Source organism: Lactonifactor longoviformis DSM 17459, from assembly GCF_900129135.1.
GTDB lineage: Bacteria > Bacillota > Clostridia > Lachnospirales > Lachnospiraceae > Lactonifactor > Lactonifactor longoviformis.
This window is the reverse complement of record NZ_FQVI01000002.1, coordinates 48,686-66,350: the sequence shown is the minus strand read 5'-3', so window position 1 is coordinate 66,350 and position 17,665 is coordinate 48,686. Positions and strand designations below refer to the sequence as shown.

19 protein-coding genes are annotated in these 17,665 nt (G+C 46.9%); 18 read left to right on the top strand and 1 reads right to left on the bottom strand.

The annotated features are described in order from the left end of the window. Positions 1-97: 97 nt before the first annotated feature. The 8 genes from BUA56_RS02830 (at position 98) to BUA56_RS02795 (ending at position 7,038) form a co-directional block, all read left to right on the top strand. The gene (locus BUA56_RS02830) at positions 98-862 is read left to right on the top strand and encodes a MerR family transcriptional regulator (RefSeq protein ID WP_072849327.1); all 765 of its coding nucleotides are present in this window, start codon (positions 98-100) and stop codon (positions 860-862) included. A gap of 61 nt (positions 863-923) precedes the next feature. Continuing rightward, positions 924-1,652: an ABC transporter ATP-binding protein gene (locus BUA56_RS02825; protein WP_072848866.1), complete on the top strand. Its 729-nt coding sequence runs from the start codon at positions 924-926 to the stop codon at positions 1,650-1,652. After that, positions 1,645-2,388 carry an ABC transporter permease gene (locus tag BUA56_RS02820; protein WP_072848864.1) on the top strand — a complete coding sequence of 248 codons (744 nt, stop codon included), beginning with the start codon at positions 1,645-1,647 and terminating at the stop codon, positions 2,386-2,388. Before BUA56_RS02825 ends, BUA56_RS02820 begins: the two co-directional genes overlap by 8 nt. An 85-nt stretch (positions 2,389-2,473) precedes the next feature. Further along, entirely contained in the window at positions 2,474-3,148 is a 675-nt protein-coding gene (locus tag BUA56_RS02815) for a response regulator transcription factor (RefSeq protein WP_072848862.1), read from the top strand. After that, positions 3,136-4,317 carry a HAMP domain-containing sensor histidine kinase gene (locus tag BUA56_RS02810; RefSeq protein WP_072848860.1) on the top strand — a complete coding sequence of 394 codons (1,182 nt, stop codon included), beginning with the start codon at positions 3,136-3,138 and terminating at the stop codon, positions 4,315-4,317. Before BUA56_RS02815 ends, BUA56_RS02810 begins: the two co-directional genes overlap by 13 nt. Positions 4,318-4,422: 105 nt before the next feature. Next, on the top strand, positions 4,423-5,505 hold the full coding sequence (locus BUA56_RS02805; protein WP_072848858.1) for an ABC transporter permease subunit: 1,083 nt from the start codon (positions 4,423-4,425) through the stop codon (positions 5,503-5,505). Continuing rightward, positions 5,502-6,155: a hypothetical protein gene (locus BUA56_RS02800; RefSeq protein WP_072848856.1), complete on the top strand. Its 654-nt coding sequence runs from the start codon at positions 5,502-5,504 to the stop codon at positions 6,153-6,155. The genes BUA56_RS02805 and BUA56_RS02800 overlap by 4 nt, the downstream gene beginning before the upstream one ends. A gap of 16 nt (positions 6,156-6,171) precedes the next feature. Continuing rightward, on the top strand, positions 6,172-7,038 hold the full coding sequence (locus BUA56_RS02795) for an ABC transporter ATP-binding protein (protein WP_479724294.1): 867 nt from the start codon (positions 6,172-6,174) through the stop codon (positions 7,036-7,038). Between the two features lie 103 nt (positions 7,039-7,141). On the opposite strand, the gene BUA56_RS02790 is transcribed toward BUA56_RS02795, so the two are convergent. After that, entirely contained in the window at positions 7,142-8,143 is a 1,002-nt protein-coding gene (locus BUA56_RS02790) for a uroporphyrinogen decarboxylase family protein (RefSeq protein WP_072848852.1), read from the bottom strand. 154 nt (positions 8,144-8,297) lie between these two features. Here BUA56_RS02790 and BUA56_RS02785 point away from each other — a divergent pair, with 154 nt between their 5' ends. The 10 genes from BUA56_RS02785 to BUA56_RS02740 all read left to right on the top strand — a co-directional run bounded on the left by BUA56_RS02785 (position 8,298) and on the right by BUA56_RS02740 (position 17,650). Then, entirely contained in the window at positions 8,298-9,830 is a 1,533-nt protein-coding gene (locus tag BUA56_RS02785) for a PucR family transcriptional regulator (protein WP_072848850.1), read from the top strand. Between the two features lie 81 nt (positions 9,831-9,911). Continuing rightward, positions 9,912-10,343: a chemotaxis protein CheW gene (locus BUA56_RS02780; protein ID WP_072848848.1), complete on the top strand. Its 432-nt coding sequence runs from the start codon at positions 9,912-9,914 to the stop codon at positions 10,341-10,343. A 13-nt stretch (positions 10,344-10,356) separates the two neighbouring features. After that, positions 10,357-10,674, top strand: a complete 318-nt coding sequence (locus BUA56_RS02775) for a hypothetical protein (RefSeq protein WP_072848846.1) — start codon at positions 10,357-10,359, stop codon at positions 10,672-10,674. Continuing rightward, positions 10,667-11,509 (top strand): CheR family methyltransferase, encoded by an 843-nt coding sequence (locus BUA56_RS02770; protein WP_072848844.1) that lies wholly within the window; start codon positions 10,667-10,669, stop codon positions 11,507-11,509. Before BUA56_RS02775 ends, BUA56_RS02770 begins: the two co-directional genes overlap by 8 nt. Next, a complete protein-coding gene (locus BUA56_RS02765; RefSeq protein ID WP_072848842.1) occupies positions 11,484-11,849 on the top strand; it encodes a response regulator in 366 nt (121 codons plus the stop codon). Before BUA56_RS02770 ends, BUA56_RS02765 begins: the two co-directional genes overlap by 26 nt. Positions 11,850-11,872: 23 nt before the next feature. Next, positions 11,873-13,549 carry a methyl-accepting chemotaxis protein gene (locus BUA56_RS02760; RefSeq protein ID WP_072848840.1) on the top strand — a complete coding sequence of 559 codons (1,677 nt, stop codon included), beginning with the start codon at positions 11,873-11,875 and terminating at the stop codon, positions 13,547-13,549. 16 nt (positions 13,550-13,565) lie between these two features. Further along, positions 13,566-14,177: a chemotaxis protein CheC gene (locus tag BUA56_RS02755; protein ID WP_072848838.1), complete on the top strand. Its 612-nt coding sequence runs from the start codon at positions 13,566-13,568 to the stop codon at positions 14,175-14,177. Positions 14,178-14,181: 4 nt separating this feature from the next. Beyond that, positions 14,182-14,658, top strand: coding sequence for a chemotaxis protein CheD (locus tag BUA56_RS02750; protein ID WP_072848836.1), 477 nt, complete (start codon positions 14,182-14,184; stop codon positions 14,656-14,658). 20 nt (positions 14,659-14,678) lie between these two features. After that, complete coding sequence (locus BUA56_RS02745) at positions 14,679-15,620, top strand: diguanylate cyclase (RefSeq protein WP_072848834.1); 942 nt, start codon at positions 14,679-14,681, stop codon at positions 15,618-15,620. An 11-nt stretch (positions 15,621-15,631) separates the two neighbouring features. Then, a complete protein-coding gene (locus tag BUA56_RS02740) occupies positions 15,632-17,650 on the top strand; it encodes a chemotaxis protein CheA (protein WP_072848832.1) in 2,019 nt (672 codons plus the stop codon). The last annotated feature ends 15 nt before the right edge of the window (positions 17,651-17,665 follow it).

The following is a 17,665-nucleotide window of genomic DNA, read 5'->3' as shown; positions in this document are numbered from 1 at the left end:
AGTGTCTACTGGACCGGCAGAGTTAAGCCTGTGAAAATCAGCGATCGTGCCAAGTATATAAGGATACAGGATAGGAAGTAAAAAGGAGGTGCCAACCATAACCGTATACAAAACCAACGACATTGCCCGTATTATAGGCATCCATGTGAACACCGTCCGTCTGTATGAAGCCTGCGGACTGATCCCCAGGCCTGAACGCCGATCTAACGGCTACCGTGTATTCACGGATCTTCACATTGAGCAATTCAGGCTGGCCCGTGCTGCCCTGAAAGTAGAAGTTCTTCAAAACGGTCTCCGCAAAAAAGCTGTGGATATCATTAAAACCTCCGCTGCCGGCGAGTACGAAGCTGCTGCAGAAAAGACAGCACAGTATATCAGACAAGTTGACAGAGAAATAAAGAATGCGGAAGAAGCAATAAGGATTACACAGCATATTCTCTCCGGGAACAGCGAATGTGCTCCTGATCCCTCTCTGTCCTTTACAAGAAAGGAGGCAGCGGAGTGTCTTCACGTAACGATAGATACGCTCCGCAACTGGGAACTAAATGGACTGTTTACTGCAAAACGCAGAAAAAACGGATACCGGATTTATACGGGCCAGGATATGGAGCGCCTGAAGCTCATCCGTTCTCTTCGATGTGCAAATTATTCTCTTTCCTCTATTCTGCGAATGCTTCATGTATTGTCCGCGAATCCTGCGGCTGATATCAGAGAGGCTATTGATACACCGGGAACAGATGACGATATTATCACTGCCTGTGACAAACTTCTCACCTCTCTGCATGAAGCGAAGGAAAATGCATATTTTGTGGCCGGTCAGATCGAAAAAATGAAAAATATGACCGCGGAAACCCTACAGTAAAACACCATACTTTCGGAAGATGATACTCTTGATACACTTCAAATAAAGGAGGTAAAAAGAGATGGATGAAACAATCCGGATTTCCGGCCTGAGCAAATCTTATGCCGGAAATAAAGTACTTACAGACATCAGTTTATCTGTAGCGGCAGGGGAGGTATACGGTCTGCTGGGGGCAAACGGAGCGGGCAAAAGCACTATGATTGAGTGCATTCTGGGTACCCGCAGGGCGGATTCCGGGTCTGTCCGCATTATGGGATTAGATCCGTGGAAAAACAGAAAGCAGCTGTTTGAAGAGGTAGGAGTACAGTTCCAGGAGACACATTACCCGGAAAAGATGAAAGTGAGGGAGCTGTGCGAAGAAACCGCCTGTCTCTATGAGAAGGCGGCAGACTGGGAAATGCTGCTGGAGCAGTTTGCGCTTGGAGATAAGAAGCATGCGTTTATCCAGGAATTGTCTGGAGGGCAGAAACAGCGGCTTTTTATAATTCTGGCTCTGATTCCGGAGCCTAAGGTAGTGTTTCTGGATGAACTTACCACTGGTCTGGACACGAAGGCCCGGCGCAGCGTATGGAAAAGTCTGCTGAGGCTGAAGGAACAGGGGCTGACAATTTTTCTCTCCTCTCATTTTATGGATGAAGTAGAGGTACTATGTGACAGAATCGGCATTTTAAAAGACGGTGGATTCATATTCACCGGTACGGCGGAGGAGGCCATGGCCCAGAGCGGCTGCGGCCGGTTGGAGGATGCCTATCTTTGGTTTACCGGAGAGGAGGGGACAGAGGATGCATAAGTTTATTACTATGCTTAAAACGGAGTTTACGCTATCCATCCGGGGGATGGATATGGTTATTTTCGCTCTCTGCATGCCGGTGGCGGTGACTGTAATTCTGGGATGCATGTATGGGAGTAAGCCTGCCTTTGAAGGGGCGGAATATACCTTTTTGGAACAGTCCTTTGGGGCAATATCTACCATTGCGGTCTGCGCAGGAGGTGTGATGGGGCTGCCGCTGGTCATCTCAGATTACCGGCAGAAGAAGATCCTGAAGCGTTACCAGGTAACTCCCACAAGCCCAGTGCTTCTTCTGGCGGTGCAGGCGGCCGTCTATGGAGTATATTCTCTGCTGTCCCTTATTTTGGTTTTTCTCGTCTCTGCTTTGTTTTTTGGAATGCACTTGCCGGGATCCTGGGGAATGTTTCTGGCGGCTTATCTCTTGGTCATGATGTCTATGTTCAGCATCGGTGTGATGGTGGGCGGGGTTTCCAGGGATATGAAAACAGCCAGCATTGCGGCCAGCATTCTCTATTTCCCAATGTTGATTTTTTCAGGGGCAACCCTTCCCTATGAAGTAATGCCTGAGGCCCTCCAGAGGGCAGTGAACCTTCTGCCTTTAACCCAGGGGATTAAGCTGCTGAAAGCGGCATCCCTTGGTCTTCCAATAAAATCTGCGGGAATTCCGGTGATTATTATGTGCGCGTGTGCAGTGATCTGCGGAGGGATTGCTGTCCGGTTCTTTCGCTGGGAGTAGAAACTGCATCCAGACGATACGCAGTTCCGGCTGTTGTTTTTTTATTGCTTTTTCCGGTGTATACTAGATCAGAGGTGATGATATCATGGAGTACAAAATTTTGATGGTAGATGACGATAAAGAGCTGCTGAAAATGCTGAGGAATTATTTTGAAATAAAAGGCTATTCCGTAATTACCGCTGAGAACGGCTGGGAGGCAGTGGAGAGAATACGGCTGCAGCCGGATATTCTGCTGCTGGATGTAAACATGCCGAAGATGGACGGACTGGAAGTGTGCCGGCAGATCCGGGACAAAATCTCCTGTCCGATCATCTTTCTTACGGCTAAGGCAGAAGAGCAGGATCGGGTAAATGGACTGCTGTCCGGGGGCGATGACTATATCCTGAAGCCCTTCAGCTTAAGAGAACTGGAAGCCAGAATTACAGCTCATCTTAAGCGTGAAGAAAGGCATAAGGCAAAACCAGATTACCGGTTCAGAGATGGCCTGCTGATTGACTACACGGCCAAGAGGGTGCAGATCGGAGAAACGTATCTGGAGCTTACAAAGCTGGAGTACGATATTATGGAATTCCTTTCCATGAATCCGGGGCAGGTATTTGACAAGGAGCGGATCTATGAAAAGGTCTGCGGATATGACGGCGAGGGGGACAGCCGGGTGGTTACAGAACTGGTGCGGCGTATCCGGAAGAAGACCGGGCAGTATACAGAGACAGAATATATAGAAACAGTCTGGGGGATGGGCTACCGATGGAAACAATAAGAAACTTATCTATAAGGAAAACGATTGTACTGTACCTGACGGTAAGCCTAATCCTGGGATTTCTCGCCGGAGCAGCTGTTATGGGGATTGCAGAACAAGCCCAGCGGCAGATATGGATAAAGTATATTGATGAAGATGCATATGTGAAGGCCATACAAAAAGAGGAAGGAAATTTTACCGTTGATGTGGCCAGAGTCAGCAGAGACAGAATGACAAAAACAGACGGATTTTACTCCGAGCTGTGTGACTTTCTGGAAACCTACAGTATCCTGGCAGCCTGCTTTTTTAGTATGATTGGAGCTGTCATACTGTTTTACAGGGATAAGATAAAGGTACCCCTGGGAGAACTGACAGACGCATCAGAGCTGATAGGAAAGAACGAACTGGATTTTCGGATCACCTATGCCAGCAGGGATGAACTGGGGAGGCTGTGCCTGGAGTTTGAAAAAATGCGTGCGTCCCTGGCAGAAAACAACAGGAATATGTGGAATATGGTGGAGGAGGAGAAGGCGCTCCGTGCTGCCATTGCTCATGATATCCGTTCTCCCCTGACTGTTCTCAGAGGATATCAGGAAATGATGCTGGAATTCATTCCCGAGGGTATTCTCGAACAGAAGAAAATTTTGGAGATGCTGCAGGGGGGAATGGAACAGATCGAGCGCATGGATAAGTTTATCGGAACCATGCAGAAGCTGTCCAGACTTGAGGCGCGCAGGATAGAATGCAGGGAGTTCGCGCTCTCCTCCCTTACAGATGAAATTCTCAGAATTGCACAGATACTTCAAAAGGAGGCAGGCAGGGAGAGCCATATCATACAAACGTCAGCAGACAAAAAAATAACAGCTGATCGGGAAGTGATACTGGAGGTGACAGATAATCTTTTATCCAATGCATTCCGATATGCTGAGAGATTGGTCCAGGTGGAAATCCGGGCAGAGGGGAGAGAACTGGTAATTTCTGTATCAGATGACGGAAGTGGATTTACAGAGAGCCAGGAGCAGGTCACAAAGGCATACTATCACTCCAATCCACAGGACGATCTCCAGCACTTCGGCATGGGAATGTATATCAGCCGGGTGTACTGTGAGAAGCATGGGGGAAGGCTTTTGACAGGGAATCAGAGAGACGGAGGTGCAGTGGTAAAAGCTGTTTTCAGAACAGGAGAGTAGAGCGGAATGTTGTGTGCAGGAGAATCAGAAGAGATTTTCCTGCATTGTTTTTTTGTTGGGAAATTCCCGTTATTCTATAAGTAACAAAAGGAAAGGCGGGGAAATATGAAAGCAATAATCAAACGAGAACTGAAAAATTATTTTAAAAATCCTGTTTTATGGATTGGCCTGGCATTTATTATCTTTCAACTGTATCAGATACTGAATCCATATTTGGGAATCCATTATTACCAAACGGAAAAAGACATTGAGGCACAGAAACCGGAAAACATTGGAGACGCTGATATCACAGATGGCTATGTGCTTTCGTCCAAAGAAGAGCAGATGGCACTGGCCTGCGAAAAGATAAAAAAAGATTTGGCGGAGACAAAAGGCATTACGGAACAGGAGGCTGACGGTATTCTGGAGGATATGAGACAAAGAGGATTGTCCATAGAGGAGATGGAGGCAGAACTGTCAGAAAAGTATGAGTTTTACGGAAAATACGGAGTGAAATATTATTATGAGACCTCAGAATACCACAAAGCTGGATATGAGGAGGCCAATGCATATATAGCCTCCAACCTGGAGGAACATTCCTTCTCCTATTATTTTTCACGAAAGTTTGCAGATTTCTGCGGGCTGTTTATGGGCTTTTTTTCCTCTGTGCTTTTAGCGTTCTTATTTATCCGTGATTCAAAGAAGGATACCTATGAACTGCTCCACACAAAGCCAATTAGTCCTGCGGCTTATGTGTGTGGAAAAATCGGAGGAGGATTCCTCACTATGCTTGCTGTATGGGGGATTCTCACAATACTTTTTGGGGGACTCTGTGAATTCTTCGGGAGAAGGGCGGGCTTCCCGGTAAGCATGGCAGATTTTATAAAAACAGCGTCTGTTTACATTCTGCCCAATATGCTGATGATTGCCAGCATTTATGGGGCAGCTGCCCTAATCTTTAAAAACCCGCTTCCGGCAGTCCCTCTTTTGTTTCTGTATTTGATTTATTCCAATATGGGCAGCATAGGGCCGGACGGAGAATATGGGTATTATGGAAGACCTCTGGCCATTATGGTACGTTTTCCGGGAAAGTTTTTTGAGACAGCGCCGCCGCCTATGGCACTTTTAAATCAGACTTTTTTAGTTGCTGCCGCTGTACTCCTTATCGTACTGGGGGCAGAGATATGGAGAAGGAGGCGGTTCTATTGAAACAGGAGATCAAAATATGTATACCTCCCTATAAAATCGTGTATTCGATTATGTTTTTTGTGATTTTAAGCTTAATCAGGGGGATTACCCTGGTGGATGAAATCGGCGGGGCCCTGGATGCCAATGCAGCGCTTCTGGGAGTTGTATTCTGTGCCGAGACTTATGTAATGGAGCGCGGCTCCGGACGGGGGGAGATCTTTGTCCTGTTTCCCCAAAGAAACAGGACAAAGGCAGTCATGAGAAGGCTGCTGATACAGAACGTATACCTCTGTATGCTTTCCTATATTGGCTTTTTCTTCTTTTTCTGGCAGAAGCCCATGCTTTTGCCAGATAATTCCCTGTTCTTCCAGTATGGGATGTATATGCTTGCCGTAACCGGCACAATTTTGTTCTGGAGTACCCTGTCCATGACAATATCCAATCTGACGGGCAGCCAATGGGGAGGAATCGGTATCTGTCTTGCGGTGTGGATGATGCTCAACTCCACCTTTGGAGATAAAACTCTGGGGGTATTCAATATTTTTGCCTATGGCTTCCGGGAAACAGAGGAGCTCCTGGATCTGGGCTGGCTATGGGGAAAGGCACTGGGAATACTACTGGCAGCAGTAATGATTGGAATGACACCATATATCATAAAGAAAAGAGGCTGAGGAAATGAGTATAAAAATGAAAGATGTAACAGTCACATTCAAAAACGGAGTCACGGCAGTAAACCATGCAAGTCTGGAGATTCCCAGAGGAATTTACGGTCTCCTGGGAGAAAACGGAGCCGGAAAAACCACCTTGATGCGTGTTTTGGTCACGGTCTTGAAGCCCTCAGAGGGCAGAATAACTATGAATGGGATCCTGTATGGGGAACAAAATTACAGAAAAATACAGGAGAAAATCGGTTATCTTCCCCAGGAACTAAACCTGTATCCGAACCTGACGGTGAGGGAATGCCTGGAGTATATGGGGGAATTATCCGGAATTGATAAGAAAGAATGCAGGAAACGGATAGACTACTATTTAGAAAAAACAAGCTTAACGGAGCACCAGAAAAAGAAAAACCGCCAGCTGTCCGGTGGAATGAAACGCCGTGTGGGGCTTATCCAGGCCTTATTAAATGAACCGGAGTTTTTGATTGTTGATGAACCTACCACAGGATTGGACCCGGAGGAAAGGATCCGCATCCGCAATCTTCTTGTGGATTTCTCCCTGGACAGAACGGTCTTGTTTTCCACCCATGTAGTGGAGGATCTGGCCGCTACCTGCAGTGAGCTGGCAGTGATGAAGAAAGGAACCTTTCTTTACAGCGGAACGGTGCAGGAACTGGTGAACAGTGCCAGAGGGCATGTCTGGAACTGCCGGGTAAAAGATGGAGTCCAGGCAGCAGAAATAGAGAAAAAGTACCATGTTTCTGCAAAACAGTATGTGAATGACGGGCTGCAGATGAAGATACTTGCAAAAGAAAAACCGGAGACAGAGTGTACACCGGCTGAGACAACACTGGAGGACGCGTACCTTTATATGGGAGCTTCCCGGAAGGATTGAGTCCTGAACGGATAGAGGAGTATGGGGTTCCCCCCCCCTGCGGCTGAGAACCTACTCCGCAGGATTGCCCTGCCGCAGGGGGGATTCCGGGCACAATGCAGCATTATGTGAGAGAGAATCTTTTCTTATTATATTTCTCAATCTCTTCACATACTGCGTCATAGACGCCAGGATAAGAGCAGTCTGGTCCTCCCATGCTGGTACACGGCAGGAAATATTTAGGAGGGATTTCGTCGCAGACCTTTTTGATCTGAGCCGCAATACTTTCATGGGTCCAGTCTTCTCTGTCAACGATACTATTATCAATACCGCCCATGAAGGAGATCTGTCCTCCGTAGGTTTTAACCAGTTCCGGAAGGTTATTGGTATGGATGGTTCCCTGGTGAATATCAATACCCATTTCTATCATGGAAGGAATCAGATTTGCCACATAACTGTCTGAATGGTGTACAATGAGACATCCCTGTTCTTTGAAGTAGCCGTAAACTTTTTTATAAACCGGAACGAAAAATTCCTGGAACATCTCAGGGGAGAAGAAAGAGGAGTACTGTGTTCCGAAGTCATCATGGTGGAAGACAAGGTCCGGTTTTATATATTTCATCAATTCTTTGGCATATGCCAGTTCCCAATCAGCCATAAAATCAAATAATTCATGCATAGCCTCCGGCTCTTCGTAAAAAGCGACCATTGCCGGTTCCATTCCCATTAAATAATTTATTTTTTCAAAGATCCCCGGAGCCATAAAAGCGGCCACGAACTGCTCTTTACGATCAACTGCGTCTGCCTGCGCCTTGGCTGTTGCCCATACTTCTGGGGGATAGACAATCCTGGGAGCTCTGACGGTTTCTCTCCACTTGGTAATATCCTTTAGCGCTGCCAGTCCATTGCTGTGTATAGGGAGGGGGCCGGCACATCCCTTTGGAAAGGTTACGGTGACGCCCCACTGGTTCATAACGGTTTCCCCCGGCTTCATGGTATAGGCAAAGCCGCCTATGTGTGTAAGGATGGGGTCAATAATAAAAGCAAAGGCTTCGTGGCAGTTTACATAGCGGTCGGGATGCCCTCCCTGAATGGTTTCCAGCAGATTTTGTCGTTTTGTTAGCATAAGCAAATCCTCCTTTAATAAATTTCGTACATTTTTTATCTGGCCCCATTATAAGGGGAAAGCGGAAGAAAAGTAAATTCTACAAAGAAATTGACTTTACTGTGAAAAGTTCCTATACTTTATACAGAACATATATTCGCGGGGAGGCGGGGCAATGAGAATAAGTATGGAAATTATATATGAGAATCTGGCAGAGTTCAGACCGTCTGGAAGAAGAGGGAGGGGATGGAACGAAATGAGATATCTGGGGTTTACACCCATGGGAAAAAAGATGGGAACTCTGGCTGAGGAATTTGTGATTCTTGGGCGGGCAGCGGAGCTGGAAGCGGCTGCTCTGCCTGAAAGAAGCGGTATTATATGCCTGGGTACTCCCCAGGGAACTTTGGATAAAGCGCAAAGATGGATCCTTCTTCCGGAGACAGCCCAGTGGGAGGAAGTATGCTGTGCTCTCTTAATGGCCTTCCGCAAGTACCAGCTGTGGGAAGAAGCGCTGACGGAGGCACTGCGGAGGAACGAAGGAATTGAGAGCTACTGTCAGGCCAGTGTGGATATTTTTGAGAACCCGATTTTTGTGCATGACGGTGACTTTGAGATTATAGCCAGTGTAAATGAGATGCCTGAGCAGGTGAAGTGGAATTATGAATCCCAGACAGGGAAGAAAACCGTTCAGATGGAAACTATGAATGAGTTTAAGGTCTCCAGAGAGTATCAGGACAGCCTGAAAACACGGGGAGCCCAGATTTTCCCGAGGCAGCAGTTTGGATACCGGGGACTGTATGTGAATTTTTGGATGGAGGAAACCTTTCTGGGAAGGATATGCGTAAATGAACTCGGAAGAGAGTTCAGAGAGAGCGATTATCCTCTGTTGGAATATCTGGCAGGGCATGTGCAGACAGCCCTGGAGAGGGGCTGCCTTCTGCAGTCAGACGATCCCAGGGACCTGGAACAATCTTTCTATGAACTGCTCCAGCACGGACACACGGAGGAGAATGCCCTGAAGAGGCGTCTGGAATATCAGAAGTGGAAGCCAGGTGACCGTTTCCTGTGTATCCGCCTGCTGGTAAGCAGCAGGGATTTTTCCACACATGCGGTTTATTTTACCTGCCGGAGATTGGAAAATATGTTTGCCGGTATCTATGCATTTCACTATCATGAGGGTATTTTTATCGTCTTAAACATTGAAAAAACAAATGGCGATATAACTGAATTTTTTCAGCGGTTTGCGGTATTTATGAGGGAAGGCCTATTTAAGGCAGGAATCAGCTGCCTGGGGAATGACTTTATGGAGCTGCGGTTCTACTATCAGCAATGTCTGGCGGCACTGGAGATGGGAGAAAAGGAAAACCCTATGTTTTGGATGTACAAGTTTGAAGATTATGTACTTTCCTACTTGTTTTATCAGGGCAGCAGGAAACTTCTTCCCCAGATGTACTGTGAGCCCGGACTGCTGAAACTGAAATTGTATGATGAAGAGCACAGTACAGAGTTCTTTAAAACCCTTTATAGTTACCTTGTTAATGACAGGAATATCGCTCATACTTCGGGCAGCTTGTATATTCACAGAAGTACGTTACTATACCGTCTGGAAAAGATTAGGAAGATATTGGGACTGAACTTGGATGAGCACAAAGTCCGTTTCCGCCTTCTTCTTTCCTACGAGATATTAGAATGGATGCAGAATGAATAAGTTCCGCAGGTTTACTTGAGTTTTTTCCTATAATAACGTATTATTAGTATAATAGGCAAAGAGCGGAAAGGCGGATTTCAAATGGATTACATAGGGGAGTGCTGCCTGGCATTTACGGCAAACAATATTAATTTTCTTATCCCGGTTTCCGGCGTAAAGCGGGTATGTGATGCAAGACAGGGGACAGCGGCAGAAGAGGATATGCGGGTTCTTAATTTTCCTGTTATAGCAGGCAGAACGGAAGAAAGACAATGGGATTATATACTGATTCTTGAGACGGGGCGGACAGTGTTCGGACTTTTAGCAGAAGAGATCCTGGGGCTCCGTGTACTAAAAGAGGAGGAACTGCTCTCGTTACATCCCCCGGTGCTAAACGAAAGAAATCAATATCTGCAGGCCGTGGCAAAGCTGCGGGGGGATGACGGAATAGCTGTGCTGGGATATCTGCTGAACCCCGAACAGCTGTATCAAAGGATTATAAATTACAGCGGCAGTCCGCCGGGCGGGGCGTAGAAAAGGATGGGGTATGGACTATATAACGGTAAATACAGGTACAAGGATTTTCTATATTGAAAAGAAAATGACGGAAGCAATTGTCAGAGATCCTGAAATTCTTACAGTTCCGGAAGGAGAGGAGAATCTTCTGGGACTTTCCGTATATCATGGCCGTCTGGTAGTCTACCATCAGTTGGGAGACAAAAAGTCTTACTCTTGCGGGATTATCATAAAGGCAGGGGGAGAAATGCTGCCTGGAATACCAGCAGATACAGTTGGAGAGGAAGAGGCAGATCCCTCGTGTTTAACTATGCTGATGGAGGGAGTCTGGGGAAAGAAAAGTGATTAGGCTAAATGAAAAAGAATTTACAGAGATTGTTGCATATATGCGGGAATTCTATGGAATAAATCTGAATAAAAAAAAGACTCTGATTGAGTGCCGTCTGACAAAGGAACTGCAGAGACGCGGGCTTTCTTCCTTCGGAGAGTATCTGGAACTGCTGAAAGGAGACCGGACGGGAAAGACGGCAGAGGGGATCGTGAATCAGCTGACCACTAATTATACATATTTTATGCGGGAACCGGTACATTTTACTATCCTAAAAGAGAAAATCTTTCCGGAGCTGTTCCGGGAGATTCAGCATGGAATCTGTAATATATGGTGTGCGGGGTGCTCCACAGGAGAGGAATGCTATACACTGGCCATGCTGCTTCAGGACTATAAGGAAGAGGCAGGGCAGATTCCAAGCGTAAGGATGCAGGCAACAGACATTTCCAGAGAAGTGCTGGAAAAGGCACAGAAGGGAGTGTATCCCTTGAGAGAGCTGGAGCGTCTCCCGGCTGTGTGGCAGAAAAAGTACTGCAGAGTTGCAGATAAGAAGGTCTTTCAGGTAAATGAGTCACTGAAATATAATATTATGTTCCGGTATCAGAATCTGATGCAGACATTTCCGGCATCTGAAAAATATCATGTGATATTGTGCAGAAATGTTATGATCTATTTTGATAAGGATGCCAGAAAGGCACTCATAGAAAAATTGGAAAACAGCCTCCATCCAGGGGGATACCTGCTGATTGGTCATGCTGAATTATTAAGCAGAGATGAGACACGGCTGGAGCAGACGGCTCCTGCGGTTTACAGAAAGCAAAGGAGAGGAAATGGGGAAAAAAATATTAATTGTTGACGACGCAATGTTTATGAGAAAGGTTATCCGCAGGTATCTGGAGCATGGAGGCTATACGGATATTCTGGAGGCAGAGGATGGCGAGCAGGGCCATGAGCTTTACAGGAAGCATAAACCTGACTTAGTGCTTCTGGACATTACGATGCCCGGGAAATCGGGAATAGAGGTGCTGGAGGATATTTTAGAGGAAGATCCCCAGGGAAAAATTGTCATGTGTTCAGCTGTGGGTCAGGAAATGATGATTCAGAAAGCACTGGTCAGCGGAGCGGCTGATTTTATAGTAAAGCCCTTTAAAGAGGAAGAGTTTATCAGGGTAGTCAATGCAAGTCTGCAGAATTAAGAAACGGCGAAGAGGAAAAGAACATGAAGGAAAAATTCAGAAATCTTAAAATAGGAAAAAAATTGCTTCTGGCTTTCGGGGCAATCATTATTATGTATGTTTTGACGGTGGTCATTGCTTTATTTAACATAAGAACCCTGGCAGAACGGATGGATCGGTTATACAATGAGCCCTTTGCCAATGTGCAGACATCACAGAATGCCATGGCAAATCTGCAGAAGGTGTCCAAGAATCTGTCGCTGCTGGCAGGCACAGAGAATCTGGTGGATAAGGATACCTATCTTCAGGATACCAAGGAAACAGTGAAAGAGGTAGAAGCAGGCATGGAGGCGCTGGCTACCGGGTATGTAAGCGGTCCTGAAAAGGTGGAGGAACTCAAGGGCCTGTTTTCCCAGCTGAAATCCCCCAGGGATGCTATGCTCGCAGCGATTGAAGAGAACAGAAGAGAGGATGCCCTGAACATATATACCGGTGAGTATGCGCCTCAGGTCGCAAAGGTAATGACGTGTCTGGGAGAGGTTGTGGAGCTGTCAGCAGAAGATGCACACAAAAGCCTCTTAGAGGCAAAAAGGATAAGCAGACAGATTCTGACGCTCCTTATAATCATGGCAGCTGTTATTTTGCTTATCACAGTCGTTCTCTGGCTTACGATTACAAAGAGTATTCAAAGGCCCGTCAACGAGATAAAAAAAGCGGCAAACACCATTGCCAACGGGCAGCTGAAAACAGAGCTGACATATCAGTCGAAGGATGAACTTGGCCAGCTGGCAGATGATATCAGAGATACTGCCTCTGCTTTAAACTTATATGTATCGGAGATAAGAAAGGGATTAGTGGAACTGGGCAGCGGACGTCTGAACTACCGGCCGCCTATCAGCTTTAAGGGTGATTTTATAGCCATAAGCGAAGGGATGAATGAGATCGGAGAACTGCTGCGGGAGTCTATCGTGCAGATTGGAAATAGTGCAGAGCAGGTATTTGGGGGTGCGGAACAGATCGCCAACGGGGCACAGGTGCTGGCCCAGGGGGCATCAGAGCAGGCCAGCTCCATTGAAGAACTTGCGGTCAGCATCAACGATATCGCAGACGGGGTGAGGGATAATGCAGACGGCGCGGTCAAATCCAGCGAACTGGCCGACTCTGTGGGGAATTACCTTATGGAGAGCAATGAACAGATGATGAATCTGATGGAGTATAACCGTCAGATTAAAAAGAATTCTGTTGAGATCACAGGAATTGTAAAGGAAATCGAAGATATAGCATTCCAGACGAATATTTTGGCGCTCAACGCTGCTGTGGAAGCGGCAAGGGCAGGAGAGGCAGGAAAGGGATTTTCTGTGGTGGCAGGGGAAGTGAGAAGACTGGCATCTAAGACATCCAGTGCTTCCAGGCTTACCTCAGAGCTGAGCGAGAAGAATAAAGAGGCGGTGGATGCAGGGATGGAGGCAGCCAACGACACAGCCAAAACGCTGAAAAAGTCAGTGGACGGAGCACAGGAGGTAAATAGGATGGTCAGTAAAATCTCCCAGGCATCCGTGCAGCAGGCGGAGGCAATCTCTCAGATCCGGAAAACAGTGGAGCTTATTTCAGATATTGTGCAGGGCAACTCCGCTACCTCTGAGGAGAGTGCGGCAGCAAGTGAGGAGCTCTCTGCCCAGGCTCAGATTCTAAAAGAGCTGGTGGAAAGGTTTGAGGTATAGCATATGAGGGGCATAGATGAATAATTACAGAGAACTGGATGAATACGACAAAGACATTTTAAGGGAACTGGGAAATATAGGAACCGGCAATGCGGTTACCTCCCTGTCCCAGATGATGAATCATTCCCTGGAGATAGATACCCCCAGCATTAAGATTATAAAGTACCAGGAGATAGCCGGTATTCTTCAGAGAGAAGAGGAGATACAGACAGGAATACTGGTAGAAGTGCACGGAGAACTGCAGGGCATCTTTTTGTTTCTTCTGGATGAGGACTTCACCTTTTCAATATTGAATACTATTCTGGGGGAGAAGGCAAGGCAATTGATGAACCTTGATGAGATAGAGCGCTCCCTTATCTGTGAATTGGGGAATATTATGTGCGGTTCTTACATAAGAGCACTGTCACAGCTTTTGAACCTGAAGATTGATGTAGATGTGCCTAATCTGTGCATCGATATGGGCGGAGCAATTCTGAATATTCCCCTGTCGCATTTCCTTGTATTCAGCGACGAGCTGCTTATGATTGAAAATATATTTCATATGGGCAGCTGCTCTTTTAAGGGGCATATCTTATTTCTTCCGGAGATGGAATCTCTGAGAGCAATCATTGGAACACTCAGGGAGTGAAGCTATGGATAAAATTATCGTAGGAATTGGTGAGGGAAAGCTTGCCCAGGGGGAACAGATTCTTGTGTCCTATGCACTTGGATCTTGTGTGGGGATATGTTTATACGACAGAGCAAGGCGGCTTGCCGGTATGGCACACGTTGTTCTTCCCTGCAAAAAGGACTCTCTGAATCAGGACAATGCGTATAAATTTGCAGATGAAGGGGTAAGGGCGCTGATTCGTCTTATGACCTCACACGGGGCAGACAAGAGGCGGCTTACGGCAAAGCTTGCCGGGGGTGCCAAAATGTTTGAGACAAAAAACAGCAAGTGGGAGATCGGCAGCCGGAATACAGAAACGGTAAAGCGGGTTCTCAAGGAAGAAGGAATCCGAGTGGCCGGCGAGGATATCGGTAAAAACTACGGGAGAACAATTACATTTTATGCAGAAAACGGACAGCTGAGGGTGCGAACGGTACGCCATAAAGAGATTCTGCTGTAGATAACAATGGAGGTTTTAAAATGGAGAAAGAAAGCAGAGAGATAGTGCTGGTTGTGGACGATAGCCTGCTAATCTGCAAACAGATTGAAATAGCGTTAAAAGAGGAGCCTGTTTTCCTCTGTGAGGCCCACAGCGGACAGGAGGCGCTGGAAATGGCGGCACAGTATCAGCCGGATCTGATTCTTTTGGATGTGGTGCTTCCGGATACAGATGGTTATGAGTTATTTGAGCAGTTAAAGGAAACCGACAATAATGATGCGGCCATACTATTTCTGACGTCTAAGGATAAGGATGAGGATGTGGTAAAAGGCTTTGCCATGGGAGCCTGTGACTATATTAAAAAACCATTTGTCCAGGGAGAGCTTTTGTCCAGAGTACGCACGCATCTGCAGCTCAAACGGCAGAAGGATGAGCTCAACAGACAGAATATGGAACTGCGCTCAAGTATGGAAAAGCTGAATTATATGGCATTTAGAGACGGACTTACCGGCTTATATAACCGAAGATATGTCGTAGGAGACCTTATGGAAGATATGAGGTGCTGCCAGTTGGGAGAACGCCATAATGTGATGATTCTGGCAGATATTGACGACTTTAAGGTGATTAACGATACCTATGGGCATGATGCCGGGGATATGGCCTTGGTGTGCATTGCAAATATCCTGGAGGGAATCTGCGGCCGGCACAGGGTGGTGCGCTGGGGAGGAGAGGAGTTCCTGGTCGTTCTATTTGAAGTCACAGAAGACGAGGCATATGGGATCAGTGAACAGATCCGCACAGAGGTAGAAAAATTTAAAATCTTTCATGAAGAAGGGGAATTTTCCTGTACTTTGACCCTTGGACTCCATGCGTACCATGAGAGTGAAGGCATTGAGGAAAGCATCAACTGTGCGGACAGAGCGCTCTATGAAGGAAAGCGAAACGGGAAGAACCGCAGTGTCTGGTATGAGAGAAAAGAATAAGTGGTGAATATATGGGATATTTTGATGACGACACCAAAGAAATGCTTGAGGTATATCTGGCAGAGGCCGGACAGCTGGCAAAGCAGCTGAGCGGGGTACTGTTTTCCGCTGAGGATAAGAATGAATTTTCCGGGGAGGACATTCATGCCGTATTTCGTATCATGCATACCATTAAAGGTTCCTCGGCTATGATGGGACTGAACAGTTTATCCTCATTGGCTCACACTCTGGAGGATCTTTTTGGATACTACCGGGAGGTGTACGGAAAGATAGAAGAGGCAGAACCGGAACTGTACGATTTGCTGTTTGCTGTTTCTGACTATATAGAAGGAGAGCTCTCCAGAATGCAGGAAGATGACTATGCACCCGGGAGCACGGATGAGCTGCAAAATTGGGCGGAGACATATCTGCGAAGAGTGTCCGCCGGGGAGGAAGTACCTGAAGCAGCTTGTGAAACCGTCAGTGAGGTATCTGTTCCCGGAGAGCTGAAGCAAAAGGCTGGTACGGTAGTACGCATTCTGTTCGAATCAGGGTGCAGAATGGAAAATGTACGGGCCTTTATGCTGGTGAGACAGATAAAGGGGCTTTGCTCCGATCTGGAAACGTATCCTGCTGATCTGGAGACATCGAAGGACAGTGCGGGGTATATCGGGGATAACGGAGTATTTATCCGTTTCCAGAGCAGCAGGAAGGATGAAGTAATTCAGGTCCTCAGCAAAGGATTGTTTGTCGCTGAATGCCGGGTGATGTGGGAATGCTCCCGGGAGGAAGCGGCAAAGGGGACAGCAAAAGCCGGCGTAAAAAAGGAAGGGGAGGCGAAAGAGCCGGATTTCCTTAATGTAAAGACAGACCGTTTAGACAAACTTCAGAATTTATCCGGAGAATTATTAATCCAGATGCAGGCGCTGGATAGTTACCTGGGAGAAAAAGGGCTGGATGAACTCAGAGAGGGAACGGCCCATCAAATCAACCGGCTGATCAGCGAAGTGGAACATACGGTCATGCAGATGCGGATGGTGCCTGTGGCCAGAATTGTGCCCAGCTTACGTAAGATTCTTCGGGATATATGCAAAGACACACAAAAAGAGGCAGAACTTATCATCAACTGCGGGGATATCGAGGCGGATAAAAGTGTAGTGGACTATATAGCTGAGGCACTCCTCCATTTAATCCGCAATGCTGTGGACCATGGGATTGAATCACCGGAAGAGCGCACAGAAGCCGGGAAAAGCAGAAAAGGAAAGATTATTTTTACAGTTGGGAATACGGTAGGAGAACTGCGTATTTCCGTCAGTGATGACGGCAGGGGTCTGGATGAAGAGAAGATAAAGGCGAGAGCCAGGGAGAGAGGCCTCTTTCATAGGCCCGAGGAAGAATACTCGGCGCAGGAGATTCAGAGCTTTATCCTTCACCCCGGATTTACCACGAATGCTCAGGTTACAGAATATTCAGGCAGAGGTGTGGGCCTGGATGTGGTGAAAAAGATTATGGAGGACGCCGGAGGTCACCTGTATATAAACAGCGAAGCCGGGAAGGGGTGTACATTTACCATCACAGTGCCTTTGACACTTGCGACAATGGAATGCACCAGGTTCCGGGTGGGCGATTACCGTTTTTCTCTGCCGGCCCGCCACGTATTTCACTTTTTGGATTACGGGGACAGCAAAAAGAATATTCAGAAGGCAAATGGTCTGGAATATATTTTATTTCAGGACAGAATGCTTCCTTTTCTGGACCTGCACAAGGTTTACGACATTGCAGGAGAGACCCCTGCCACGGGGATTATTATTTATGTCAGAGGCACGGAGAGAGAGGGATGCATTCTCGTAGATTCCATGTATCAGCAGAAGCGTATTGTGATAAAGCAGCTGCCTCAGCTGTTCGGGAGCGGGTTCCGTCAGCATACGGGAATCAATGGGTGCAGTATTATGGGAAACGGAAAGATCTGTACAGCCCTTGACACAGAGATCCTGATCGGCAACTATATACATGCGGGAACCGTGAAAACCGAAGAAAAGAAGACGCTTTAATAAAAACAGGAAGGA